This window comes from Kosakonia sp. H7A (genome assembly GCF_003028445.1).
Lineage (GTDB): Bacteria > Pseudomonadota > Gammaproteobacteria > Enterobacterales > Enterobacteriaceae > Kosakonia > Kosakonia radicincitans.
Window position 1 is genome coordinate 1,308,602 of record NZ_PYTZ01000001.1, and the last position, 24,656, is coordinate 1,333,257.

A 24,656-nucleotide genomic window follows, 5' to 3' on the forward strand; every position below is an offset into this window, starting at 1 on the left:
TCGCATTGGCGTCGGCAACATCGCTGTCGGTTCGTCGTCAGCGATGTGCGCATGGTTTGATCCCAACAAACTCACCCCGGCGGAAGAGCTCACCAATATTCTGCTGAAAGTGAACCGCGATGGCTCACAGGGGGTTGCAGGATGTCGCTCGCATCGAACGCAGTGGTGAAAATCCACGGCAACCCCGTCAGCGCCGGTAATTCAACCGGAGAGCGGCGTGAAGACGATGGACACACGCGAAGCCACGATAAGGACGACGAGTCATTTCAAGCCAGAGGCCGGAATTTCCGGCCTTTTTTATTTTCCGCTATTTTAATTTATATTAATTATATTTACCCATGCAGCAGCGGCAGATATTTAAAAATCAAATACCCGCTATTAGCGGCCAACCAAAATAGCCACCTAATTAACCCTGCAAATTTAAAAGCACATATTGCCAATAAAACTCCCGGGGAATACCCCGGGGATATTAAAAAAATAAGCAATAGACAACTAAAAAAATGCAATGAGGTTAATAAAACGCTGTTAACTTACCCCACTTACGGCGCAAAAATATTATCGATATGTGCGATAAAAAATAGTTCAACCGAATCAATGTAAATATTTATCAATCTGTGCTAAAAACAATTTACATATTTACAGACACGGATCCCCGGTGATAAACAGTGTGGTACAACCTGAATTAACCATGAATCATTTTCATAAATGGTGGCGGATTCTTGTTGCTATTAAAAAACAGTGGCAATTTCTAAGGGTTTATTTATATGAAAATTTCTCAACTGAGTCTTTTAGTCTCTGCTGCAGTGCTGTGCTCTTCTGTACAGGCTGCGGAAATCTATAATAAAGACGGTAATAAGTTAGACTTATATGGTTTGATTTCAGCAGAACATTATTTTTCTGATAATAGCGGCTGGAATGGCGACCAGACTTATATGCGTCTTGGCTTCCGTGGTGAAACACAAATCAACGACCAACTGACGGGTTACGGCCAGTGGCAGATGCATATCGATGCCAATAAATCCGAAGGCGATACCAATACACCGCGTACTCGTTATGGTTTTGCTGGTTTAAAATTCGCCAATTATGGCTCACTGGATTACGGTCGTAATAAAGGCGTTTTGTATGACTCACTGGGTTATACCGATATGCAGCCTGAGTTCGATGGCATGACCTACGGTTCCGATCAGTTTATGTTCAGCCGTGGTAATGGCATGCTGACTTACCGCAATACTGATTTCTTCGGCCTGGTCGATGGTCTGAATTTCTCCCTGCAATATCAGGGTAAAAATGACGGCGCGGGTGAATCTGGAGCCGGTCGTAATGTGCTGCGCCAGAATGGCGACGGCTACGGTATGTCGCTGGAATATAACATTGGCGCAGGCGTAAGCGTTGTCGGCGCGATGAGTTCTGCCGATCGCACTAATGCACAGAATGATACAGCCAATATTTATGGCAGCGGCAAACGCGCAGAAGCCTATTCCGGCGCAATCAAATATGACGCCAATAATATTTATCTGGCAGCCATGTTTACTCAGGCTTATAACGCTTCACGCTTTGGTAGCTCATCCAGCGATACGCAGACTTTCGGTTATGCTAACGAATCGCAGATTTTTGAAGCCTATGCCAGCTATCAGTTCGACTTTGGCTTACAGCCGTTCGTTGCGTATAACGCGCTGAAAGGCAAAAAAATCGGCAGCAATACCAGCGGTGTTAGCTACGGTGATGAAGATATCGAAAAATATGTTGACCTGGGTGCAACTTACTATTTCAACAAAAACTTCAATATGTTCGTCGATTATAAAATTAACCTGATCGATGACGATAAATTCACCGATGCGGCTGGCATCAATACCGATGACGTTGTCGCTGTAGGTATGGTTTATCAGTTCTGATTCTGTACAGAGGCGGCGCTCGCCGTCTCTTCTTTTCCCCGCTGATTTTGTATTCTTCCCTATGCGTAACCTCTTTTTATTAAAAGAATTGTTGAGTTTTGTTATCTGACAAGTTCGTAATTTTCAGGTCAGAATCCTGTCAGCCTCGCCGCGTAAAATAGCAGCTGTAAAGACGATTTATTTACTTCTGTATAGTATGAGGTGGTTAAGATGAAAAAGGTTACAGCAGCGCTTTTCGCAACGAGTCTGGTTATTTTCTCTACGGCAACCTGGGCAGCAACTCAAGTGACCTCGGCTGCCGGAATGCAGCCGATTGGCAGCGTCTCCGTTTCCGGTGCCGATACCTTAAGCGACCTGCAACACCAGCTGAATCAGAAAGCAACGCAAGAGGGTGCCAGCAGCTTTAAAATCGTTTCTGCCGGTGGCGATGATAAATATTACGGCGTTGCGACGCTGTATAAATAAGCCGCAGGCCGGATATCCGGCAACCGGTGAATGAAAAAAGGGGGGCCAGCCATGCCCCCCTTCTCTTTTCGCATCCTGAAAAGCCGTTATACGATTCGCTTGCCTGCGGCATCCACAACCTGCTCGCCATCTTCTTTCGTGAATGCCCCTTTTTGCTGACCGGGCAGAATATCCAGCACCACTTCCGAAGGACGACACAGCCGCGTCCCCAATGGCGTCACCACAATCGGGCGATTAATCAGGATCGGATACTGCAGCATAAAATCGATCAACTGCGGATCGGTGAATGTCTCCTCCGCCAGCCCCAACTGCTCGTAAGGCGCGACGTTTTTACGCAGCAGCGCCCGCACCGAAATGCCCATATCCGCAATCAGCTTATTCAGTTCATCGCGCGACGGCGGCGTCTCAAGATAGAGAATAATGGTCGGCTCTTCGCCGCTGTTACGGATCATCGCCAGTGTATTGCGTGACGTGCCGCATTCCGGGTTGTGATAAATAGTGATGTTGCTCATAGCAGTGTCCCGTTACGGATGAATAGAGAGGCGTAGCGCCAGCGCCACCAGCGTGACAAACAGCACCGGCAGCGTCATGACCACACCGGTACTGAAGTAGTAACCCCAACTTATGCGTATATTTTTTTGTGCCAGCACATGCAACCACAGCAGCGTCGCCAGGCTACCAATCGGCGTGATTTTTGGCCCAAGATCGCAGCCAATCACGTTGGCATAAACCATCGCTTCTTTCATTACGCCGGTTGCCGAACTGCCATCAATAGCCAGCGCGCCCACCAGCACCGTCGGCATATTATTCATCACCGAAGAGAGGAACGCTGTGATGAATCCCGTTCCCAACGTGGTTGCCCATAATCCTTTATCGGCCAGCATATTCAGAATGTCGGTGAGATACGCGGTTAATCCGGCGTTGCGCAAGCCATAGACGACGAGGTACATCCCCAACGAAAAAATCACGATTTGCCACGGGGCGCCGCGCAGCACTTTACCGGTATTGATGGCATGACCTTTTTTCGCCATCGCCAACAGAATCAGCGCGCCAACTGCCGCAATGGCGCTGACCGGAATACCCAGCGGCTCCAGCACAAAAAAACCGACCAGCAACAGCAGCAGAACAACCCAACCGGCGCGGAATGTTGCACGATCCTTAATCGCCAGCGCTGGCTCCCGCAGTTTTTCCATGTCATACACCGGCGGGATATCCCGGCGAAAGAAGAGATGCAGCATGATTAGCGTCGCGATAATCGCCGCGATGTCCACCGGTACCATCACCGAGGCATATTCCCTGAACCCGAGCCGGAAGAAGTCGGCCGAGACGATATTGACCAGATTCGAGACAATCAGCGGCAGACTGGCGGTATCCGCAATGAACCCCGCCGCCATCACAAAGGCCAGCGTGGCACGTTTGCTGAACCCCAGCGCCAGCAGCATGGCAATAACAATCGGCGTCAGGATCAGCGCCGCGCCATCGTTGGCGAACAATGCTGCCACCGCAGCACCAAGCAATACAATATAAGTGAACAGGAGCCGACCGCGCCCGTTTCCCCAGCGGGCAACATGCAGCGCCGCCCATTCGAAAAAGCCGGATTCATCCAGCAACAGACTGATAATAATGACCGCAATAAAGGTGGCCGTCGCATTCCACACAATATTCCACACCACCGGGATATCGCTGAGGTGAATCACCCCGCAGACCATTGCCAGCCCGGCGCCGATCACCGCGCTCCAGCCAATACTCAACCCCTTCGGCTGCCAGATAACCAGCACCAGAGTGAACAAAAAAATTGCCCCTGCCAGTAACATCACTTACTCCATCACATCTGAATTTATGAATATGTTTGAGGCGTTAACAGCTGCCGGACGCGGCGGTTTTTAGCCTTTCGCGCGTCTCTTCGCGCAGGCAGTTCCAGCTGGTATCAATGACGTCAGCGGCCCAGGCCGGAATATGCGGAGAGAGACGATAATGAACCCATTTCCCCTCACGCCGGTCGATAACCAGGTTGTATTCACGCAGGATCGCCATATGGCGGGAAATTTTGGGCTGCGATTCTCCCGTTGCCGCACAGAGATTGCAGACGCAGAGTTCTCCGGATTCGCGGAGCAGCATCACAATTGACAGGCGGGTTTCATCGGAGAGCGTTTTGAAAAGCTGAACCGGATGTAGCATGCTGAGTCTCGATGGCGTTCATTTACACATATGGTAAATCATATATGTAATAACTTAAAGCGACACATTGAGGTAAAGAGTCTGGCGTGGAACGAAGCGTTTCGCTTCTGAGTAACATCGTCGCGTGGAATACGGCGGGATCTTCCCCGCCGCTTCAGCATAAGGTATTTGCCCTTAGCGCTTTTCCGCCTCGCGGCTGGCCGCTTCGCGCTTCAGCGCCAGGGTAAAGCCGAAGGTATTGATCCCGTTTGCGCTGGTGGCAAACACATCGCCCTGATGCATGTTCGCTACCGCGCGGACAATTGACAGCCCCAGCCCGTGGTGCGTATCGCTGCGGGTGCGGGAGGCATCCACACGATAGAAACGTTCAAACAGCCGCGCAAGGTGGCTTTGCGCGATCTCCTCGCCGTTATTCGACACCGCGACATGCGCCAGTTCACCGACGTTTTGCAGCCGCACAATGATTGTGCTGTCCTGCGGCGCATGGCGGGCGCTGTTTTCCAGCAAATTCGCCAGCGAACGATGGAACAGACGGCGGTCAATGGATGCCGTGACATCTCCCTCGACCTGCACCTGGAGATTCTTCTCGGCAAACGAAGGCTCGACATACTCAAACGTTTTGTAAGCCTCTTCGCGCAGAGAAACCGTGGTGAGCTGGGTGGCGTGTTCGCCCGCCTGGGCATGGGATAAAAACAGCATATCGTTGACGATGGAGGTCATGCGCTCCAGCTCTTCGAGGTTGGACTCCAGCAGATCCTGTAACTCTTCTATGGAGCGTTGACGTGACAAGCCAAGCTGCGTCTGGCCAATCAGGTTGGTCAGCGGAGTACGCAGTTCGTGCGCCACATCGGCATTAAAGCTCTCCAGTTGGCGCCAGGCGATCTCCTGGCGCTCCAGCGCACCATTAAACGAGACCGCCAGCGTTTGCAGCTCGTCCGGCAAAGTATGCGCCTGCAGACGCTGACCATGATTACCCGGCGCAAGCTGGTGTGCCTGCTCGCTTAATGTATTCACCGGACGCATACCGAAACGGGCGATCAGATAACCCAGCAGCGCAATCAGGAAGACACCGATACAGCTGACCAGCACCAGTGCACAGGTAAATTCATACAGCGTGCCCATATAAGGCGTGGAATCTATCGCCACCACATAGCGCATCGCCGGGCGTTCGCCGCTCGCCGGGATTTCGCGGGAGTAGAGGAACAGCAGGCAGGATGCTTCCGTTTCGCCTGGCGCGGTGCTGAACCCGTTTTTCAGCGAAGCCCACTCCACGCCTTTCGGCGGCGGACCGCCCATATCAAAGCGGGGATCATCGGCCACTAGCCAGTACTTCACGCGCCCGCCCTCATAGGAGGAGAGCGTATTAAATTTGGTGGTCAGGGATTTCCAGCCGTCGATGGACTGACGGTTTTCCACCCACGGCGCCATCAGCGATTCGCGGAATAATAATTCGTTATGCATCTGGCTTTGCAGCGACTCATACAACGAGCTTCTGAGCACAACGCCAAAGGTGACGACGACAAACACATACGCCACGGCGAACATCAGCGCCATGCGTCCGGCAATCGAGTGTTTACACAAAGAGAGCGCATTCAACTGGCTTTACTCTCCTGGCGGGTTTCCAGCACATACCCCATACCGCGCACCGTATGCAGCAGCTTAACGGGATAAGGATTATCAACTTTGGCGCGCAGGCGTTTAATCGCCACTTCAACCACGTTGGCATCGCTGTCAAAGTTCATATCCCAGACCTGTTCGGCGATCATCATTTTCGACAAGATTTCGCCCTGATGACGCGCCAGCAGGCTCAGCAGCGCGTACTCTTTCGCCGTCAGTTCAAGGCGGTCGCCGCCGCGCGTTACGCGCCGCGCCAGCAGATCGAGGTGCAGATCGTGGATATGCAACTGAGTGATGTCCGCGCCGTCGCCTGGTCTGCGGCGCAGCAACGCCTGAATGCGCGCCACCAGCTCGATCAGCGAAAAGGGTTTTGGCAGATAATCATCCGCGCCGTGGCGCAGCCCTTTTACCCGCTCCTCAACCGAGCCGCGCGCCGAGAGCATCAGCACTGGCGTCTGTTTGCAGGCGCGCAGCCGCTCAAGAATCTGGTAACCGTCCATGCCGGGCAACATGATATCCAGCACAATCGCGTCGTACTCGTATTCCAGCGCCAGGTGCAGCCCTTCGACACCATTATCAACGACATCGAGAGTGAAACCCTGTTCGCTCAGCGCACGATTAATATATGACGAGGTCTTTTCCTCGTCTTCGATGAGTAACAGCTTCAAAGGGGCGACTCCTTCAACGTTCCGGCACCTGCCGCAAACATATTCATAGCCGCAATGTTACCGCTGTTGGGCTGACATTTAGCTGACATTTTTTCACCGTTTTAGCGACAAAATGCAACCTGATGATTAACCACGTATCGTGGCGTCAATTCTGCGCTAGCGCTAGCTTTGATGGTACCGACGCCATACGCCCGGCGGCATATGGTATTTACGGGCAAAGGTGCGGGTGAAGGTTTGCTGTGAGTCATAACCATAACGCGTGGAAATGGTGATGATCGAATCTTCCGTCGTCAGCAGCGCCTCGGCAGCGCTTTCCAGCTTCTTATTACGGATATAAATCCCTAACGGCACCTGCATCACTTCCTGAAAAAGACGCTGTAAATGCCATTTTGAATAACCGGCCCGCGTGGCGACATCGCGAATTCTGAGCGGACGGTCGAGGTTTTCATCGATCCACTGCTGGATCTCATGTACCACCATCTGTTGCATACCCATCGTGAAAGCCTCCTTCTTAAGGAGCTCTCACCTTAACGCAGGGATACTGACTCAAAAGTGACGCGAAAATGATAATCCTGTCAGTTTTGTTACCCCTGCCGGGTAGCTTTTACGTCAGCTATCTTAGCAACACCACCACAGTCGCTGACTTATGCCAGCAACTGGATTGGTTCAATCTTGCTACATCGTCGTAACGCGTATGATTTGATCTTGAGAGAGCAGATACTGCTTTTTTATTTATCCGATTCAAGATAATCAGTCAGGAAAGCCTGGGCATTTCCTTCGGAGGAGTATGCTTTGCTGTAATATATTGGTATCGCTTTATTTTCGCCCGGCAGATTCAGCTCCCCCCACCCATTACTATTAAAAAACAAGACGGTAAATTTTTTCCCATCAACCAATGTGTAAACATATTTTTTCGTACCCACATCATCCACGTTCATTAAATGAATTTTTTTATTCCATGGATGATCAATATCCGTCATCTGCACAATCATTTTTTTCTCGTCAGGTTTACCATAACGCAGTGTCCATACAATGGTGCCTTCCGCCCCTTCATAAGCCTTGACCCTTTCAGCCACTTCCGGTCGCACTACCTGATTTACAGTCGCCGTTCCCTCAGAGTGAACCAATCCTGGCATCGTAATAGCTACAGAGACGGCAATGGACAATAAAATTTTTTTCATCGATAACCTCAAACCTGACATTGTTAACATCAACCAAAAACAAATAATGTATTACCACTAAACCTTAACCTTATTTTTATGCAACGAAAATTAGCATTCATTGCCTGCATGATAAAATAAAGTTTGCACACTGCTTGATCTAATCAAATATCCTTTCCGGGAAACCCTCAGGATAAACTCATCACTGACACCTGATTTACTAACGTTATATTTGAGATCATTTATAACCTGCCAAACCCGCTGAACTGACGCGCGAAGGCCGTTTCGCTCCCAGACATCACTCATAAGCATGTCATCAGAAACAACGTTGTTAACCCCATGACACAAAAGGTATTCCAGTAAGTACGACTGGGTTTTTCTCAGAGAAATATATTTCGCCGTTCCATAAAGGCAGATGAGTCTTTTTGTTCTACAGTCATAAATCACACTCTTTTCGATAAGGAAGCCCATGACTGAAAGCGCTTTATTTTCCTCGTCTGGCATACCCCTCCTTAGCGTTTACACAGATGTCCGTACCGCACAATTTTATTGTCAAAATGACAAAACAACACGCTGTAAGTTATTCGTATAATAAATAACATTTATTTCTTGCATGTAAATATCATTAATATTCACAAGGCAGCAATCCCTGGTTAACTGCCGAAAGATAAAACCATGTTTAGTTCATTAAGACAATAACAAACCTTCAGTAATAATAACTAAAAATAATCCACTTTAGCCAGAGGATTGAACCAAACAAAAAACCTTCCCCACAGATAAAAGACTAGTAAAAATTACGTATCATTAACATTCAGACCATTTACCTTATTAAAATAAAAGTATTACCCCCTATGTTTATAAAATAAAAATATCACTTTCCAGAATTTTTCCGGGATAAATAACACCTTCATCGAATCTACTGCAAAAAATAACGATATCCAGCCAATTGTTCTGATCGCTAGCACTGACTGAAACCACAGAATTGACCGCCGCTGGCGGCATAATCCGCCCATTCACGATGGTTTAATGATTAAGTGATACGCGTGCTGTCCGTCCGGATTACATCAATGAGAAAGGCAAATCACTATCGGGACATCCTTGTCCCTCGCTCTGCGACGCCGTTGTCTGGTTTATGTATCATGGCATCGCGTTTGTTCAGAAGCGTCAGGTATTCACCAGCACACCGGAGGCAAGCTGCGCCGGACTTTCCCGCCGGGCATGCTCGGTGCGAAAAACGCTCATCAACGCCACCAGATTCCGTGACTGATCGCGCAGATGATCGACCGCCGAACTGGAGGCGCCCACCAGCGCGGCATTCTGCTGCGTTACCTGATCGAGCTGGGCAATAGCATCATTCACCTGCGCAACGCCCAACTCCTGCTCCTGAGTGGTCATACCGATTTCGTTAATCATTTCCGCGACATGGTGCGACTGCTTAACCAGCTCGCCGATGGTAGAACCGGCATTGTTGACAAGCGTAGCGCCGTTATCCACACAATCAATACTGGCCTGAATCAGCCCTTTGATCTCTTTCGCCGCCGTGGCGGAGCGCTGCGCCAGTGAGCGCACCTCTCCTGCGACCACGGCAAAGCCGCGCCCATGCTCACCGGCACGTGCCGCTTCCACCGCCGCATTGAGCGCCAGAATATTGGTCTGGAAAGTGATGCCGTCGATAACGGTAATGATCTCGCCGATTTTGCGCGCGCTCTGGCTGATCTCATCCATGGTGCGCACAATGTTGTCGATCGCTTCCCCGCCTTTGGCGGCAATGTCGCTGGCGGCGGTGGCCTGCTGGTTGGTGACGCGCACCGTGTCGGCATTCTGGCGAATGGTCTGGCCGATTTGCTCCATTGACGCCGCCGTCTGTTGCAGGCTGGCCGCCTGCTGTTCCGTGCGCTGGCTAAGATCCATACTGCCCGCCGCCACGCCGCTGGCCCCTGCCGAGATCGATTCGCTGCTCTCACGAACCTGCGCCACAATGCGATTGAGGCTTTGACGCATCGCCTCCATCCCGGCCAGCAGGCTGTGGCGATCGCCTGCCGCCAGCGTCACCGGCATTGCCAGATTGCCCTCAGCGATATCGTGTACCACTCGCAACGCATAAGCGGGTTCACCGCCCAGCTGCCGCTTGATAAGCCGCGTGGCAAACCAGGCGATCAACACGCCAAACAGCGTTGCCGCTGCGGCCAGCATCAGCAACAGATCGCCAGACGCTCGCGCACTGCCGGTGCTCTCCGCCGCTGCCGCGGTCGTGCTGGCCTGCTGGCGCTGGATCATCACAGTGATTTCATTAAACAGTTGTGCCTGAACCGGTTGCAGTTTATCCACCGCCATCGACTGGGAGTCGAGCATCTGGCCATTTTTCGCCATGCTCACCGTCTGGCGCACAACCGCGACGTATTGCGCCTGCGTCTGTTTAAAACGATCCAACATCTGCTGGACATCGCTGCCCTGAATATTCTGCTGTAACTGTTTGACCAGCGTGTCGATACGCTGGATTGCCGCTTCGGTGACCTTCTCTTCGGCCTCCTGTTTATCGGCGTCATCCTGAAACACCATAATAAAGGTCGCTTTGGTAGCGTTATTTAACGTGTCCTTTAACTCCTGCATCGCCAGCAGGTTAGTCAGGTGATATTTTTCATAATATTCAATGTGTTTGCTGGTGCTAAGTAATTGTGTCCGTCCAAAAATCGCCACCAGGAAACTGATCACAATAATGGCGGCAAAACCGGTGCCTAAAAGCGCACCAAGAGAGAAGGGTTTGATGACTCGCATAGTATCCCTCGTAGTGTTTCAACGAATTCCACAAGCTGTGTAATGGGTGCGATTTCACTATACGAAGGCTATAACCTTACGGAAAATATGAAATTACGATGGGATCGCCGGAGGGCAGCAGCGTCTTATCAGACCTACAGGCGGGGTATATTGCCGGTTTAATCGCAGGGCTGATGTCGCGCTGGCAATAAAAGGCAGAGGTCGAACGGCCCAATAATAAAGGAGAAGCCGGATGCGCCGCCGCTGCCCACAGTGACACGCGGTTCGGGCATTTGTTGCTGAAATGCTGGCTCCTTATTACTGATTAACGGTTCACATCGCCCTTGAGGGATTCGCTGCAGTGCCAGGCTGTAAGGCGCAGTGCAGTTAATGATGATTTTGCCGGCAGTACTGCGATCGCGTACTGACGGCCTTTTTCATGTGGAATAACGATCGATGCAATCGGCTTCACTACTGAACCTTGTCAGCATCAAGGCCAGCGTTTTCGGAGTACTAAACAGACGGGCAAAACTAAAGCGCTGGTCGATATTATCCATTATGCCCGAAACTGATTGGCTGCATTGGCGGCTAGCGCCGAAGCAGGGAGACATCCTGGCTCCCTTTTTTCTCAGTCAACAACGATGCGGTCTTAATTTACCTCAATTCGACGGCGTGGTGGTGGTGGTGGTACTGGTTGACGTGTTACTGCCGTTGTCACCGCCCATTGCCAGCAATGCCAACCCGGTGACGGCAGCAACGCCCGCGACACCAACCCACGCCGAATTTCCAATGGCACTGTCTGAAGCGTCACTTCCTGCGGCAGAGCCTTCTGCTACCGGTGCTGCGTGTGCTAATCCAGAAATAATAAAACTAACGACCAAAATAATGCGATGTAAATGCGTCATGAACCAACCCTCATATTTTATTGGGACCTTTCGCACTTTAAATCGCCATCACAAAATAAGATCGCAAATTAAGACATTCCTCGACAATATGGAAACAATTGGGAGATTCCTCAGTTCTATTTAATTATCTAAACGAAGCGGCAACAGCTTGCATAAAACAAAAATAAGAATATCCTCAGTTAACAACTTTTTAGCAATATGATACAGATCAAACTAGAAAGAGAAGAAGGATCAAAAGCAGAAACCATTTTTTACCCGCCAATGTTTTTACACACAGTTTCATACGAACCGGGAGGATGTTAACATGGGAAGAAATATAGATATCGTATTGTTCAAAATTAATTGCTCTTATACCAAAAAAGGTATAATTCAATTAGTAAAAGAAATCAGAAATTGCAGTGAAATACACATTGCCATTAACTTTAGTGCGCCTTTTTCCAACCGAGGGATGCTGGTTGTGACTAAAGGTCATTTTTCTCCCTTTACCCTGGTACATACACCTATAATTGTGATTCCCGATAAAATACAAGTGGATGTTTTATTGGATATTTTAACTGAATTTATAAATGGACGCGTCAGTAGCCATGTAAAAACCATTCGACTGGGCCGTCGAGAAATCGCAATATTGAAGGGCATGATCTTCGAGAAGAGCGATGATGAAATATCTAACCTACTGAGTATTAACAAAAAAACAGTCTCATCTCATAAGGATAACATTAAGAAGAAAATATCAGCCAACTCCAGGATTGATATTTTTTACGCCTTCAGTATTTTTCCATTCAAAGATTGTGGACTGGCCGAAAATGAGGAAGAAATAATGCCATTCCCCCAGCAAAAAACGCCAAATCGTAGAGTGGTGGCCTACGGCTGATTATCACTACAGGTTGAAATAAAAACCTGATGTTCACAACGTAAACCATAATAATTCAGTATTGCGATATATCCTCTGTACCTGTTTACGTTCGAAACAGACAGCGTAAAAATATAATAGCAGCAGGACTATCGTCGGTAATATTTTTTGGTGTTGCCGACGTTTCTGGAACGAACCACTTTTAAATGCTTATAGAATGAAAAAATGATTATAACCAGTAGCACACCAATCACAGTCAGTTCGATGATGATCATTTTGTGTACTCGCGTAGAGAGGATGCTTTATTTACTGATGAACAGCGTCACACGTCAATAGCTGATACCGAAAATAAGACTGGCCTCACCACAAAAATTATTTTGAAAAGACTTATTCATTTAAAAACAAGAGAAAATTACCATGCCTACTAACCTTTGTAGTATGACTGCCTTGCGCCACTATTATCTGCGTATTTTACGCCGTTATTCCTCGCTCAATGCGGTCGAAGAAATTTATGAACTCAGGAGCCAAAAGCTAACCGGAATTGAGCTGGAAGCGCTGATCAGTGCCAGCGATCATCGCCGCGCCGAACTTGTTCACCACTGCCGCTGGCTGAAAGTTCCGGCCAGCGCATGGCGCAATGTGTAGGTTGCTGAGCGTCATTTATTCACCTTGGTTATACGAAAAGAGTCTTGTATCAGTGGTAAATATTCTTTGTCGCCTGCCGATAGCTTAAAAGCCTTTTGTGACATTGACGTTGAGCAGGACAAAAAATGAAAAGACATCCCCTTTCTTGCAGGGCGCTAAAGGCGGCAGGTTATGACCCGAACTCCAGCGTGCTGGAGCTTGAGCACAGTAATGGCCGCGTTGAGCAGTATCTCGGCGTACCACCGAAGATCTGGCAGGGTTTTTTGATGAGCCAGCAGCAGGAAGCGTACTTCCGCGAAAATATTGCCAACAGCTACTTAAAAATCACCGTTGAACCGGCGAATCGCAGTCGCTTTTAGTCTGTAACACGGTCATTTTTAGTGTTTTTGTGTTAACGTTGTCTCCCCGCGCAGACGACGCGGTTTCCTGTTGACTAAGGCTTTTGACAACGTAAGAGGGTATATGAGAATTGGTATTGCCTTTCCGGTGCTGGTTTTTATTGTAGCGGTCGCTTTCCTTGCCTGGTTTATCCTCGGCGGCTACGCCAACCCAGGTTCCTGACGTCTTTTCCCCTCCGATTTATGCCGACGGCGCATTCGCGAATGCCGTATCCGCTTACAGAAAATAAGTAAAACCAATGGAATGAATGAGCCTGCCGTTCCGTTAGCGGGTGTAAACTACCGGGCAAGTACGTTTACCGGAGTGGTTCATGAATATCATTGAAATCATCATGTCGGCGGGCAAGGTTTCCGTGGATGTTGCACTGTATACCTTGCTGCCGATCATGGTGGTGATGCTCATCATAATGAAGTATCTGGAGGAAAAAGGGGTTCTGGATGGCATTGTTCGTCTCACCTCCCCGGTATTAAAACCTTTTGGTATCAGCGGAATGGGGATTTTCGCCCTGATTCAGCTTAATTTCGTCAGCTTTGCCGCACCGCTCGCCGCGCTGGCGATTATGGAGCGCCGCGGAACTTCCGATCGCCATCTTGCCGCCACGCTCGCCATGTTATTCGCCATGGGTCAGGCGAATGTGTTTTACCCTCTGACTCCGTTCGGCCTGCACTGGGGCATAGCGATTGTGATTTCGATGATTGGTGGTCTTGCCGCCTCAACGCTGACCTGGTACGTCACGGGATGCAGGCTCTCTGCCGCCAGCCTGCGCGATGAAGAGGGTGAACTGAATAAAGATAAACCGCGCGCGAGTTTGATTTCGGTGATTAACGGCGCTGGCGCAGATGCGATTCGCCTGGCGCTGGGGTCGCTGCCGATGCTGTTGTTATCGCTGACGGTGGTGGGCTTACTAAAAGCGGCAGGCGTGGTAGAAGCGCTGACATCGCTGTTAACGCCGATGCTGGAATTCTTCCATATTTCCACAGTATATGTGCTGCTGACGCTGACTAAATGCCTGGCGGGCGGTACGGCCTATTTTGGCGTGGCCTCGGAGATGGCGCAGCACGGTCAACTGACGGCGCAGCAGATCAACGCCTCGGCGGGCTTCCTGGTGCAAACCCTCGATTTACCAGGAATTGGGATTTTCCTCGGTATCGCCAGCCGCTTTGTCCGCCTGTTCCGCTTTGTACTGCCAGGCGCGATTGTCGGCATTCTGGTCCGCACGCTGTTACATGTGATGGTGTTTTAATGCGGGAAAAGCACAAGGGCACGATTCGTGCCCTGCTGAGTTTGTTGCTACGGTAAGCGCTATTTTCCCAGTGCGGCGGCCATTGCGGCGCTGCATTTCATGGGCTCAAATTCAACAACGTCGTAATCGGCCACACCTTCACGGTAAAAGGGATCTTCTTGCAGCAGCGCATCCAGTGCCGGGCGGGCCAGTGCGCGGGTTAAAATCACACCACCACTGCGCGGGTTCGTCGGCCCGGCCGCCAGAAAATAGTCCTCTTTAAAGCACGCGTCGAGATACGTGCGGTGCTCCTCAACAAAGCGATCGACCTCGCTTAACGGTTTTTTATATTTCAGCGTTACGATAAACATACGCAAACTCCTCTCTATGAGTAGTGAATTATCAACACGTTACGGTGCAGTATTCATGAGGGTTATATTGCGGTTAAATAGCCGCTCAGGCTATTGCCATTTTTAACCCAGTTGAGACCGGATTTGTTGTGGACATCAAACTGCTGCGATCGTTTACCGTTGTTGCCCGGCTTGAGCATATCGGCCAGGCGGCTGAAAGGCTGAATATCTCATCATCCCCGCTGAGCCGACAAATTCAGATGCTGGAAGATGAATTAGGCGTCACGCTGTTTCATCGCGAGAAAAAACGCCTCCATCTGACCACCGAAGGGGAAAAATTTCTCGACGAAGTGGGGCCTTTTCTCCAGCATTATGATCGGCTGAAAGATCACGCCAGACATCTGGGTCAGGCCAACGCCGGACGCATTGATATCGGCTATGTCGAAGCGGCGATTCACTCACGTCTGCTGCCCGATGCGCTGGCAAAATTAGCGCTCCCGCCAGAGATCGATATCAAGCTGCATTCGATGCGTTCAAAACAGCAGCTTGAGCAGCTACAGGCCCGGTTAATTGATGTGGCGTTCTTATACACGCTGCCGCCGTCAAGCGACGCGCAGTTTTGCCAGAAAATCGTCCTTACCGAGCCGGTGTTGCTGGCGATGCCGAAAGCGTTGGCTCTCCCCGCGCCCACGCCCGCGCAGCTTGAGCAGTATCCCTGGATAGCCGAGCAGGAAAACCTGAACCCGGCAGCGCGCGCGCAGTTACTTCGGGCCTGTCAGGAAAAAGGCTTCACCCCGCGCATCAGCCTGGAAGTTTCCGGCCCGCTGGCCGCGCTCTCTTGTGTCGAAGCAGGACTGGGATTCACGTTTATTCAGCAAAGCCTGGCACGCATTGCCTCGGAGAATGTGGCATTAGTGGCTTTGCCATGGCTACCGCTGGAGATCGCGCTACACCTGGTGTGGAGAAAAAACGAAACAAAGCCGCTGGTGCGACGCCTCCTCGCGGCTTTCGATTAGCGCCGCTCACCCGGCCTGGCGCAGATTCCCCCAGGCCCGGTAAGCGTACGCCATCAGGCAAAACGTTATTTCTTCACCGTATCTTCGAGGAAGAAGCGACCGAGCGGATTCTGGTAGAAACCTTCGATATTTTTCCGGCTCACGTTGCGGTACGGGCTGTAGTAGAGGTCGATCCAGTTCACATCGGCTTTGGCCATTTTTTGCAGATCGATATACATCTGTTCGCGTTTTTTCGGATCCATTTCCACGCGAGCCGCGGCGACCAGCGCTTTCACCTTGTCATTCTTATAACGCGTCATGTAGTTCATGTTCGCATCGTGGCCCAGCACAAAGGTGGTTTTCTGATCCGGGTCGAGAATATCGTTGGTCCAGTACATCACCGAAATATCGTATTCGCCCGCCACCAGCATGTCCCAGCTCTGGCTGGGGTCAACTTTTTGCAGGTTCACTTTCACGCCCGCTTTCGCCAGTTGCTGTTGCAGCAAAATGGCGATCTGCTCATCCACTTCGTCCCCGGCGTTAACCACATAATTCAGCGTTAAATCGGAGGCGCCAGCGGCTTTCAGCATCTGTTTGGCTTTTTCAGGATCGTAGGCGCGGCGCAGGTTATCGCTGTAGTGGTACAGCGCGCCAGCCGGAATATAGGAGTTCGCCACCTGGCCGTAGCCAAAGGTCACGGTCTTCACAATCGCATCTTTGTCGATGGCAAAGTCCAGCGCCTGGCGCACTTCCACTTTACCGAGCGCGCCGTGCGAGTGGTTGATCAACAGATGATCTTCACGGGTTGATGGATCCAGCTCCACCTTCAGATTGCTGTCTTTTTGCAGTGATGCAATGCGCGAGAACGGCACCGTCAGCGCGGCATCCAGTTCACCGGCCTGCACTTTCAGCATGCGGGTGTTGTCATCAGGAATGGTCAGCCAGTCCACTTCGTCGAGGCTGACGTTCTTCGCCTGCCAGAAGTTCGGGTTCTTCACCAGCACGATTTTCTCGCCGCGCACCCACTCTTTCACGCTAAACGCGCCAGAACCGACCGGTTTTTCGGCAAACGTCTCTGCCCCTTCATCCTTCAGCGCTTTTTCCGAGATCACCGACGCATTCGGCAATGCCAGTTGTGACAGGAACGGCGCAGACGGTGATTTCAGCGTGACGACCAGCGTGCGCGCATCCGGCGCTTCGGCTTTGTCGATAATGCTGTACGAATCGCGCCACAATGAACCGGCATCGTCACGGATACGCAGCAGGCTGAACGCGGCATCACTGGCACTCACTGGCGTACCGTCGGAGAATTTGGTGTCGCGAATTTTAAAGGTATAGACCTTGCCGTCCGGCGAAATGCTCCAGCTTTCCGCCACGCCCGGCTCCAGTTTGGTGCCGGTTTTATCTACCCGTACCAACGGATCAAAGACGTTGGAAAACACCCAGTTGTCGGCGTTTTGCGCCGATTTGATCGGGTCGAACGTGGTGCTGTCTTCGCGACGGCCAATGGTTAATACGCCTGCCGCCTGCGCCATTTCGCTGACCACACTGAGCGCCAGAAAAACGCTGGCCGCCAACAACTTAACATGCCTGTGCTTCATCAAAAGATCTCCTGGTTAAAGGAAAAACAGTCTCATCGCCTGTGTGGGTCAACACACAGGAATATGCGTGATCGGCAATCTGCCGGGTTGGAGGTAACGCGCCGGTGCGACACTGCACCTGCGCATAGGGACAGCGCGGATGGAAAGCGCAGCCCTGTGGAATGGATAACGGGCTGGGCGGTTCTCCGCCAAGCGGCTCTGCGGGCAGCGGTTTATCGGGATCGATTTCCGGGATCGCCGCGACCAGCGCGGCGGTATAAGGGTGACGTGGCTGCGTGAACACCGCTTCGGACGGGCCTTCTTCGACAATACGCCCGAGGTACATCACCGCCACGCGATCGCACAGGCGGCGCACAATCGCCAGATCGTGTGCGATAAACAAAATCGCCAGCCCCATCTTTTCGCGCAGTTCCATCAGCAGGTTAACGATCTGCCCCTGAATGGAGACATCCAGCGCCGCCACGCACTCATCTGCCACTATCAACCGGGGTTCGAGCGCCAGCGCGCGGGCAATCCCGGCACGCTGGCATTGCCCGCCGCTAAGCTGGCCGGGTCGGGCCTTCGCTTGCTCCGGGCGCAACCCGACTAACGTCAGCAGTTCAGCTACCCGCGCATTCACACCGCTGCGCGGCACTTTCTGATGCACGCGCAGTACTTCCGCAATGCTGTCGCCGATGGTCTGGCGAGGATTAAGCGAGGCGAAAGGATCCTGAAAAATCATCGCCGTTTGCAGGCGCAACCGCGCCACGTCGCTCTTCAGCCCATGAGTAATGCGGTGACCATCGAAGCGCACCTCGCCCGCCGTCACCCGCTCAAGCTGCAATAACGCCCGTCCCAGCGTGCTTTTGCCGCTGCCAGATTCGCCCACCAAACCGAGGGTTTCCCCGGCGTGAATTTTCAGTGTGACGTCATTAACGGCGTGCACCATCCGCCTGGCGCCAATCAGGCCGCCGGAAACCGGAAAGGTCACGCTGACGTTGTCCGCCTCTAACAGGGGCCAGTTTGCTGATGTCGTCATGCGCCCTCCCGCAGGCTAAGTGGTTGTAATGCATGATGGCAGGCCGCCGCATGCGCCAGCGTGTCGCGCCCCTGCCGCAGCACAGGCTGTTGCTGACAAGCCGCGCTGGCGTACTGGCAGCGGGGATGAAAGCGGCAACCGGCCGGGAAGTTATCCGCCACCGGCGGCTGACCGCTGATAGTCACCAGACGCCCCTGCCCGCCTTCGCTAGCCGGCTGGCAATCAATTAATCCACGGGTGTAGGGATGCAGCGGTTGCGCCAGCACATCGCGCTTACCGCCCACTTCGCACAACCGCCCGCCGTACATAACAGCGATGCGATCGCAGGTTTGCGCCACCACGCCAAGATCGTGGGTGATCATGATCACCGCCAGCCCCAGTTGCTGGCGCAAATCGCTGAGCAGACGCAGGATCTGCATCTGCACGGTGACATCCAGCGCGGTGGTTGGTTCGTCGGCAATCAGCAGCGACGGTTCAGGTGCCAGCGCCACGGCGATCATCGCGCGCTGGCGCATGCCGCCGGAAAATTCATGCGGATAGTTATGAATGCGGTTTTGCGGATCGGGAATACCCACCTGGCGCAGCAGTTCTTTGGCATCTTCCCGCGCCTGTGCTCGGCTGGCGCCGAAATGACGGCGACGGCTTTCGGCAATTTGCTCGCCAATGGTCATCACCGGGTTCAGGTGGCTGGCGGGATTCTGGAAAATCATCCCCATTTCGCGACCGCGCACCGCCGACATCTGCGCTTCGCTGAGCGACAGTAAATCACGGCCGCCCAGCCGCACTTCGCCGCCGGTAATGGCCAGCCCCTGGCCGGGCAGCAGACGCATCAATGCCCGACAGGTCACGGTTTTCCCGGAGCCGCTCTCGCCGACCAGGCCGAGCATCTCTCCGGCATTCAACGTAAATGAGACCTTATCGACCAGCGCGATATCCGGCTCGCGGGTAATGGTCAGTTCTGAGACGGTCAGCAGGGTCATACGCGCGCTCCCAGTTTATCGCCGAGGCCATCGGCCAGCAGGCTGAAACCCATCGCCAGCAGCACAATCGCCAGCCCCGGAAAGGTGGTTATCCACCACGCGGTGGTGATAAAGCTCTGCCCCTCCGCTACCATCACGCCCCACTCCGCCGTGGGCGGCTGCACGCCCAGCCCGAGATAGCTGACCGCCGCGCCATTCAGCAGCACCAGCACGCAGTCGGACATGGAGAACACCAGCGCGCCGGTGATGGCGTTCGGCAACAGATGACGGAACAGAATGCGCGCGTGGCCGTAGCCAAGGCTGCGCGCCGCGACAATAAAATCCCGCTGTTTTAGCGTCAGCACCTGCGCCCGCACCAGCCGGGCGTAAGAGACCCAGCCGACCATCGCCATCGCAATGTAGAAGCTGCCCAGCCCCGGCCCGAGGATGGCGATGATCGCCAGCATCAGTACCAGAAAAGGAAACGCCAGTACGATGTCGATCAGCCGCATAATGGCCGCATCCACCACGCCGCCGAGATAACCAGACAGCGCGCCGAGCGTGGTGCCGAGCAAAAACGGGAAGATAACCCCCAGCAGGCAGATTTGCAGATCCACCCGCGCGCCCCACAGCACGCGCGAGAAGATGTCGCGGCCAAAGTTATCGGTACCGAACAGGTGCGCGCCGCCGGGAGGAAGCAGGCTCGATGCGGCATCCTGCGTAATGGGATCAAACGGCGCCAGCCACGGAACAAACAGGGCGATAAACAGCCACAGCCCGACAATCACTATCCCGGCGCGCAGCGCGTGCTGGCGTGGGATCGCCCGGCGGCGTAACCCGGAAATCACGCTGAGAGCACTCATAATTTGACCCTCGGATCCAGTGCCACGGTCAGCACATCGGCCAGCAGGTTGACGACCACGGTCGCCAGCGCAAACACCATCACCACGCCCTGCACCACCATGTAGTCGCGGCTAAAAATCGCTTTCACCAGCAACTGGCCCAGCCCCGGAATGGCGAACACGCTCTCAATCACTACCGTGCTACCAATCAGCCAGCCAATATTCACCGCCAGCAGGTTTAGCGTCGGCACCAGTGAGTTGGGCAACACGTGACGCCAGAAGATACGGTTTTCGCGCTGCCCCCGCGCCCTGGCCGCCACCACATAGTCACTGCTCATCTCCATCAGCAGGCTGGCGCGCAGGTTGCGAATCAATACCGCAGACAGCGCCAGCGCGACCGTCAGGCACGGCAGCACCATATGGTGCAGTTGGTCGGCAAAATCGCTACCGTAACCGGAGACCGGGAACCAACCGAGCACCACGCTAAAAATGATGATCATCATGATACCGAGCCAGAACGCCGGAAACCCTAACCCGGCTGTGGTGAACAGACGGATCAGTTGATCCGCCACCCGCCCGCGCTGTCGCGCTGCCAGCGAAGCCAGCGGAACGGTGAGGATCACCGCCAGCAGCACACTGCCCAGCACCAGCCACAATGTTGGTTCGAGCCGCGAGTTAATCAGCTTCAGGGTATCGACGCGGTAGACAATCGATTTGCCCAGCTCCCCCTGTAATAAATTGCGCAGAAAGTAGCCGTACTGCACCCATAACGGTTCATCGAGACCAAACTGCGCACGGATACGCGCCAGCGCCTCTGGCGTACTGCGTACGCCGAGCAGAATGCGCGCCGGATCGCCGGGGATTGCCCGTACCATCGCGAAGGTGATGATGCTGATCCCAAGCAGCACGGGCAGCAGTTGCAAGGGTCGAAATAACAGAAAACGGTAACGATGCATCAGCGAACTCCCATGGTGCATACGGTGGTGAAAGTTAAAAAATCGCTCCGCCGTAGTGCAGCCCTGCGTCATAAATTTGCGCCCGGTCAGCCTTAGCGGGCGTTTTCTTTACGCTAACGGCATCATTCAGGGCTGGGTAGTTAGCAAAAATACTAGTTTTACCTTTCTCGCAGGACGGCACCGGAATTGCATGCTTTGGCGAAGCCATGGGGAAATTGCACAAACCGTGCCCGTGGCATGGCACCGTTTACCTTGGGGGAGTTCATTATGCGCATTGATATCGAAAGCCCTGGTGCAACCAACGCCACCAGGCTTGAAGAGGCTTTTGCCGGGCTGTTTGCCCGGACGCAGGCGTTGGGTTTTGATGCGGTAATTTACGACTACACGCCGGTGCCGCGTTCGCTGGAAGGCGCGCTGATTACGCCATCGCTGCTGGAGATGCGCAATGTGCCGGATGATATGCGCAGGCTGTGGTGCGAGCGTGGCTACTATCAGGTCGATCCGGTTCAACATTTTGCGCTGGAGAGTTGCGCGCCGTTCGTCTGGTCTTATCAACGCCCGGATCGCAGCGCATTACAGGGGCGACTGGATGAGAACGCGCAAGAAGTGACGCACTACATGCGCGATAACAATATGCCCTGCGGCGCCACCGTGCCGCTGCATCTGCCCAATGGCGGTTTTGTCACGCTGACCGGAATTGTCACCGACCAGCGGGAAGAGCGGGATATCAGCGAAACACTGGCGCAGCTGACCTTTCTGGCGCACCGCTTCCAGGAGTCGGCGTTTCCGCTGTTTGACGCCTCAATGCTCACCTGCCGCCATGTCAAACTGAGCAACCGCGAGCGCGAATGTCTGGCGTGGTCCGCCGAAGGGCTGACGGCGAAAGAGATTGCCCGCAAGCTGCACCGCTCAGTTGCGACTGTTACGCTGCATCTGAACACGGCGGCGAAAAAGCTCGGCGCGACCAACCGCGTGCAGGCAGTTGTCCGTGCGTTGCATTACCGTTTGCTGGACAGCTAAGAACTAGCATTTTTGCTAGTGTTCAGCGTAAGCAGTGACGTTCTAACCTGAAAGCCAGTTCACTTAACAGGGTAAACGTCACTCATGTACACCATTCGAGAAGGCTATGTTCCCTTCCGGGGATATCAGACCTGGTTTCGCATCTGCGGCGATCTACACAACGGTCAGACGCCGTTGGTGGTCGCGCATGGCGGCCCCGGCTGCACTCACGATTATGTTGATACGTTCAAAGATATCGCCGAAACCGGGCGCGCCGTGATCCACTACGATCAATTGGGTAACGGACGTTCCACCCATCTGCCGGAGAAAAGCCCGGATTTCTGGCAGCCCTCGCTGTTTCTCGACGAACTGAATCATCTTCTCCAGGCGCTGGAGATTGCCGACAACTACGCGCTGCTGGGGCAATCCTGGGGCGGAATGCTGGCGGCAGAACATGCAGTCACCCAGCCGCAAGGGTTGAAAGCGATGATTATCGCCAACTCACCGGCATCAATGGCGCTGTGGCTGGAAGGTGCAGCGAAACTGCGCGCGCAGCTTCCGCCTGACGTCCAGCAGACGCTGCTGGCGCACGAAGCAGCGGGCACGCTGGACAGCGCGGAATACAAAGCGGCAAGCCAGGTGTTTTACCAGCGTCATGTCTGCCGTCTCTCCCCCTGGCCGCCGGAAGTACAGCGCACCTTTGATGCGATGGACGCCGATCCGACGGTGTACCACGCAATGAACGGCCCAACAGAATTCCACGTGATCGGCAGCATGAAAGAGTGGACGATTATCGACCGTCTGCCGCAGGTGCGCGTTCCGACATTACTGATTTCCGGGCGCTATGACGAAGCCACGCCAGAAGTGGTGCAGCCGTTTATGGATCATATTACCGGGGCACAATGGGTGATTTTCGAATCCTCCAGCCATATGCCCCATGTCGAAGAGCGGTCGTTGTGCATGCAGACCGTCAGTGATTTTTTGGCGAAAACCTGTTGATTCTCAGCCCACACCAGGTGGATTGTGTTTGTTGTTTTTAAGCGCCGGCCAGGCGCTTTTTTTTGTGCCTGCCAGCCAGCAACACCGTGCATTAACGGCACATCGCGGGTGCGCTACCGGTACGCATCGCTGAATAGAGCGAACAGAGCGCCTGCAAGCTCTTGGTGCCGGTACGTTTCATCAGGCTGTTGCGCTGCACGCTGACGGTGGTCGGGCTGACGCCGCGTATCCGCGCGATATCCTCCACTGAATGCCCGCGCAGCAGCAAGCGCATAATTTGCTGCTCGGCGCTGGTGAACTTAAAGGCGCCATGAATATAGCCGGGCTGCTGGTTTTGCTGACAAAGCAGGATCATCACTTCCAGTGCCTGGCGCAGCTCATGTACGTGAACATCTTCTGCAAGGCAGAGTTTCACCAGCCCAGGGAAAAGTAGCGTCAGTGAATCGAAATGGCGTTCAGAGGAGATGAAAATAGAGTAATGCGGCGGCGGGCTGGAGAAAAACAGTGAATACATTTCCACGATATCCATTCCCGCGGTCACATATATTGCGGCGCCACCGCTGCGAAAACGGCTACCTTTTTCTCTGCTCAGTTGCCTGAGTATTTTCTCAATACCGTAGATGAAAAGGCGATCCTTTCCATAGATTGTCATAGCGGCTCCAGAGGATAATTTTTATATTTTCCGCTCCGTTAACGGAGGCATGTTTTTTCCTGAGTGTTAGGGATACGTTAAGGCAGATCAAGCCTGGCTGACTGTCTTGTTTAGCTTTCGTTTAGGTTGTTGATGACATCCCGTCTGGTTCTGCATTCCGCACTCTCCCTGTTGCGCTCAGTGTATTGCATTTTTCGTCAAATGTTCGCAATTTATTCCAGGAATAAATTTATTAACTTATTTATTTTCGATAGTAAATCAACAATACATCTCTTTATTCATCATCTCACTTAGAAAACTTATCCTCTTGTTTATAAATGATTTATTATAAATAGGAATATCTTTAATTCCATCATTTGAATAATTTACAGTCTGTATTTAAATGTTTGATCTCAGCCTCAAAACATCATTTCAAATTGTGTAAAAGTGCGTTCCATATGATTAATTAAGATATGAAAACAACAAGATTAATGCACCCAATTAATCCTGATAATTTGGTTGATAACGTATTCTGTGTGGTGAATCCCCCT

The 24,656-nt window shown here is 52.6% G+C and carries 29 protein-coding genes; 11 read left to right on the forward strand and 18 right to left on the reverse strand.

The window, feature by feature from the left end; genetic code table 11:
- Positions 1-141: 141 nt before the first annotated feature.
- The 3 genes from CWM66_RS06115 (at position 142) to CWM66_RS06125 (ending at position 2,357) form a co-directional block, all read left to right on the forward strand.
- Positions 142-600, forward strand: a complete 459-nt coding sequence (locus CWM66_RS06115; protein WP_071920439.1) for a hypothetical protein — start codon at positions 142-144, stop codon at positions 598-600.
- A gap of 164 nt (positions 601-764) precedes the next feature.
- On the forward strand, positions 765-1,892 hold the full coding sequence (ompC, locus tag CWM66_RS06120) for a porin OmpC (protein ID WP_007373721.1): 1,128 nt from the start codon (positions 765-767) through the stop codon (positions 1,890-1,892).
- 210 nt (positions 1,893-2,102) lie between these two features.
- Positions 2,103-2,357 carry a DUF1471 domain-containing protein gene (locus CWM66_RS06125; RefSeq protein ID WP_007373720.1) on the forward strand — a complete coding sequence of 85 codons (255 nt, stop codon included), beginning with the start codon at positions 2,103-2,105 and terminating at the stop codon, positions 2,355-2,357.
- Positions 2,358-2,443: 86 nt separating this feature from the next.
- Here the strand turns inward: CWM66_RS06125 and arsC are convergent, their stop codons facing one another.
- The 11 genes from arsC to yjbE form a co-directional block, all read right to left on the reverse strand.
- The gene (gene arsC, locus CWM66_RS06130; RefSeq protein WP_007373719.1) at positions 2,444-2,869 is read right to left on the reverse strand and encodes a glutaredoxin-dependent arsenate reductase; all 426 of its coding nucleotides are present in this window, start codon (positions 2,867-2,869) and stop codon (positions 2,444-2,446) included.
- A 12-nt stretch (positions 2,870-2,881) separates the two neighbouring features.
- Positions 2,882-4,171 carry an arsenic transporter gene (locus tag CWM66_RS06135; protein WP_107146360.1) on the reverse strand — a complete coding sequence of 430 codons (1,290 nt, stop codon included), beginning with the start codon at positions 4,169-4,171 and terminating at the stop codon, positions 2,882-2,884.
- 43 nt (positions 4,172-4,214) lie between these two features.
- A complete protein-coding gene (locus CWM66_RS06140) occupies positions 4,215-4,535 on the reverse strand; it encodes a metalloregulator ArsR/SmtB family transcription factor (RefSeq protein WP_007373717.1) in 321 nt (106 codons plus the stop codon).
- 174 nt (positions 4,536-4,709) lie between these two features.
- On the reverse strand, positions 4,710-6,116 hold the full coding sequence (locus CWM66_RS06145) for a heavy metal sensor histidine kinase (RefSeq protein ID WP_007373716.1): 1,407 nt from the start codon (positions 6,114-6,116) through the stop codon (positions 4,710-4,712).
- A gap of 11 nt (positions 6,117-6,127) precedes the next feature.
- The gene (locus CWM66_RS06150) at positions 6,128-6,820 is read right to left on the reverse strand and encodes a heavy metal response regulator transcription factor (RefSeq protein WP_007373715.1); all 693 of its coding nucleotides are present in this window, start codon (positions 6,818-6,820) and stop codon (positions 6,128-6,130) included.
- 162 nt (positions 6,821-6,982) lie between these two features.
- Entirely contained in the window at positions 6,983-7,315 is a 333-nt protein-coding gene (locus tag CWM66_RS06155) for a helix-turn-helix domain-containing protein (RefSeq protein ID WP_007373714.1), read from the reverse strand.
- 233 nt (positions 7,316-7,548) lie between these two features.
- A complete protein-coding gene (locus CWM66_RS06160; RefSeq protein WP_083565976.1) occupies positions 7,549-8,001 on the reverse strand; it encodes a hypothetical protein in 453 nt (150 codons plus the stop codon).
- Positions 8,002-8,091: 90 nt separating this feature from the next.
- Entirely contained in the window at positions 8,092-8,484 is a 393-nt protein-coding gene (locus CWM66_RS06165) for a winged helix-turn-helix domain-containing protein (RefSeq protein WP_072438318.1), read from the reverse strand.
- Between the two features lie 660 nt (positions 8,485-9,144).
- Positions 9,145-10,755 (reverse strand): methyl-accepting chemotaxis protein, encoded by a 1,611-nt coding sequence (locus CWM66_RS06170; protein WP_107146361.1) that lies wholly within the window; start codon positions 10,753-10,755, stop codon positions 9,145-9,147.
- Positions 10,756-11,059: 304 nt separating this feature from the next.
- Entirely contained in the window at positions 11,060-11,206 is a 147-nt protein-coding gene (locus tag CWM66_RS28860; RefSeq protein ID WP_007373708.1) for a hypothetical protein, read from the reverse strand.
- Between the two features lie 187 nt (positions 11,207-11,393).
- The gene (yjbE, locus tag CWM66_RS06175) at positions 11,394-11,639 is read right to left on the reverse strand and encodes an exopolysaccharide production protein YjbE (RefSeq protein ID WP_035943204.1); all 246 of its coding nucleotides are present in this window, start codon (positions 11,637-11,639) and stop codon (positions 11,394-11,396) included.
- Between the two features lie 304 nt (positions 11,640-11,943).
- On the opposite strand from yjbE, the gene CWM66_RS06180 reads away from it, so the two are divergent.
- The 5 genes from CWM66_RS06180 to CWM66_RS06195 all read left to right on the forward strand — a co-directional run bounded on the left by CWM66_RS06180 (position 11,944) and on the right by CWM66_RS06195 (position 14,776).
- Positions 11,944-12,510: a LuxR C-terminal-related transcriptional regulator gene (locus CWM66_RS06180; protein WP_007373706.1), complete on the forward strand. Its 567-nt coding sequence runs from the start codon at positions 11,944-11,946 to the stop codon at positions 12,508-12,510.
- 396 nt (positions 12,511-12,906) lie between these two features.
- Positions 12,907-13,134 (forward strand): Hha/YmoA family nucleoid-associated regulatory protein, encoded by a 228-nt coding sequence (locus CWM66_RS06185; RefSeq protein ID WP_079518277.1) that lies wholly within the window; start codon positions 12,907-12,909, stop codon positions 13,132-13,134.
- A 125-nt stretch (positions 13,135-13,259) separates the two neighbouring features.
- Positions 13,260-13,493 (forward strand): KTSC domain-containing protein, encoded by a 234-nt coding sequence (locus CWM66_RS06190; RefSeq protein WP_072438315.1) that lies wholly within the window; start codon positions 13,260-13,262, stop codon positions 13,491-13,493.
- Between the two features lie 103 nt (positions 13,494-13,596).
- The gene (locus tag CWM66_RS28710; protein ID WP_035889721.1) at positions 13,597-13,695 is read left to right on the forward strand and encodes a YoaK family small membrane protein; all 99 of its coding nucleotides are present in this window, start codon (positions 13,597-13,599) and stop codon (positions 13,693-13,695) included.
- Between the two features lie 148 nt (positions 13,696-13,843).
- Positions 13,844-14,776, forward strand: coding sequence for a nucleoside recognition domain-containing protein (locus CWM66_RS06195; protein ID WP_107146362.1), 933 nt, complete (start codon positions 13,844-13,846; stop codon positions 14,774-14,776).
- Positions 14,777-14,835: 59 nt separating this feature from the next.
- Here the strand turns inward: CWM66_RS06195 and CWM66_RS06200 are convergent, their stop codons facing one another.
- Positions 14,836-15,126, reverse strand: a complete 291-nt coding sequence (locus CWM66_RS06200) for a YciI family protein (RefSeq protein WP_007373699.1) — start codon at positions 15,124-15,126, stop codon at positions 14,836-14,838.
- Positions 15,127-15,254: 128 nt separating this feature from the next.
- Between CWM66_RS06200 and CWM66_RS06205 the strand changes: the two genes are divergently transcribed.
- On the forward strand, positions 15,255-16,121 hold the full coding sequence (locus tag CWM66_RS06205) for a LysR family transcriptional regulator (RefSeq protein ID WP_072438313.1): 867 nt from the start codon (positions 15,255-15,257) through the stop codon (positions 16,119-16,121).
- Positions 16,122-16,186: 65 nt separating this feature from the next.
- Here CWM66_RS06205 and CWM66_RS06210 read toward each other — a convergent pair whose 3' ends face one another.
- The 5 genes from CWM66_RS06210 to CWM66_RS06230 are packed head-to-tail and all read right to left on the reverse strand — an operon-like array spanning position 16,187 to position 21,476.
- Positions 16,187-17,701, reverse strand: coding sequence for an ABC transporter substrate-binding protein (locus CWM66_RS06210; RefSeq protein ID WP_035889726.1), 1,515 nt, complete (start codon positions 17,699-17,701; stop codon positions 16,187-16,189).
- Positions 17,682-18,719 (reverse strand): ABC transporter ATP-binding protein, encoded by a 1,038-nt coding sequence (locus CWM66_RS06215; protein ID WP_035889727.1) that lies wholly within the window; start codon positions 18,717-18,719, stop codon positions 17,682-17,684. Before CWM66_RS06215 ends, CWM66_RS06210 begins: the two co-directional genes overlap by 20 nt.
- The gene (locus CWM66_RS06220; RefSeq protein ID WP_007373695.1) at positions 18,716-19,699 is read right to left on the reverse strand and encodes an ABC transporter ATP-binding protein; all 984 of its coding nucleotides are present in this window, start codon (positions 19,697-19,699) and stop codon (positions 18,716-18,718) included. The genes CWM66_RS06215 and CWM66_RS06220 overlap by 4 nt, the downstream gene beginning before the upstream one ends.
- The gene (locus CWM66_RS06225; RefSeq protein ID WP_007373694.1) at positions 19,696-20,541 is read right to left on the reverse strand and encodes an ABC transporter permease; all 846 of its coding nucleotides are present in this window, start codon (positions 20,539-20,541) and stop codon (positions 19,696-19,698) included. The genes CWM66_RS06220 and CWM66_RS06225 overlap by 4 nt, the downstream gene beginning before the upstream one ends.
- A complete protein-coding gene (locus CWM66_RS06230) occupies positions 20,538-21,476 on the reverse strand; it encodes an ABC transporter permease (RefSeq protein WP_072438311.1) in 939 nt (312 codons plus the stop codon). Before CWM66_RS06230 ends, CWM66_RS06225 begins: the two co-directional genes overlap by 4 nt.
- Positions 21,477-21,743: 267 nt before the next feature.
- On the opposite strand from CWM66_RS06230, the gene CWM66_RS06235 reads away from it, so the two are divergent.
- Together CWM66_RS06235 and CWM66_RS06240 are read left to right on the forward strand one after the other, a co-directional pair.
- Entirely contained in the window at positions 21,744-22,496 is a 753-nt protein-coding gene (locus CWM66_RS06235) for a LuxR family transcriptional regulator (RefSeq protein WP_035889779.1), read from the forward strand.
- 84 nt (positions 22,497-22,580) lie between these two features.
- Positions 22,581-23,474, forward strand: coding sequence for a proline iminopeptidase-family hydrolase (locus CWM66_RS06240; RefSeq protein WP_107146363.1), 894 nt, complete (start codon positions 22,581-22,583; stop codon positions 23,472-23,474).
- 91 nt (positions 23,475-23,565) lie between these two features.
- Here CWM66_RS06240 and CWM66_RS06245 read toward each other — a convergent pair whose 3' ends face one another.
- A complete protein-coding gene (locus CWM66_RS06245) occupies positions 23,566-24,126 on the reverse strand; it encodes a helix-turn-helix transcriptional regulator (RefSeq protein WP_007373688.1) in 561 nt (186 codons plus the stop codon).
- Between the last annotated feature and the right edge of the window lie 530 nt (positions 24,127-24,656).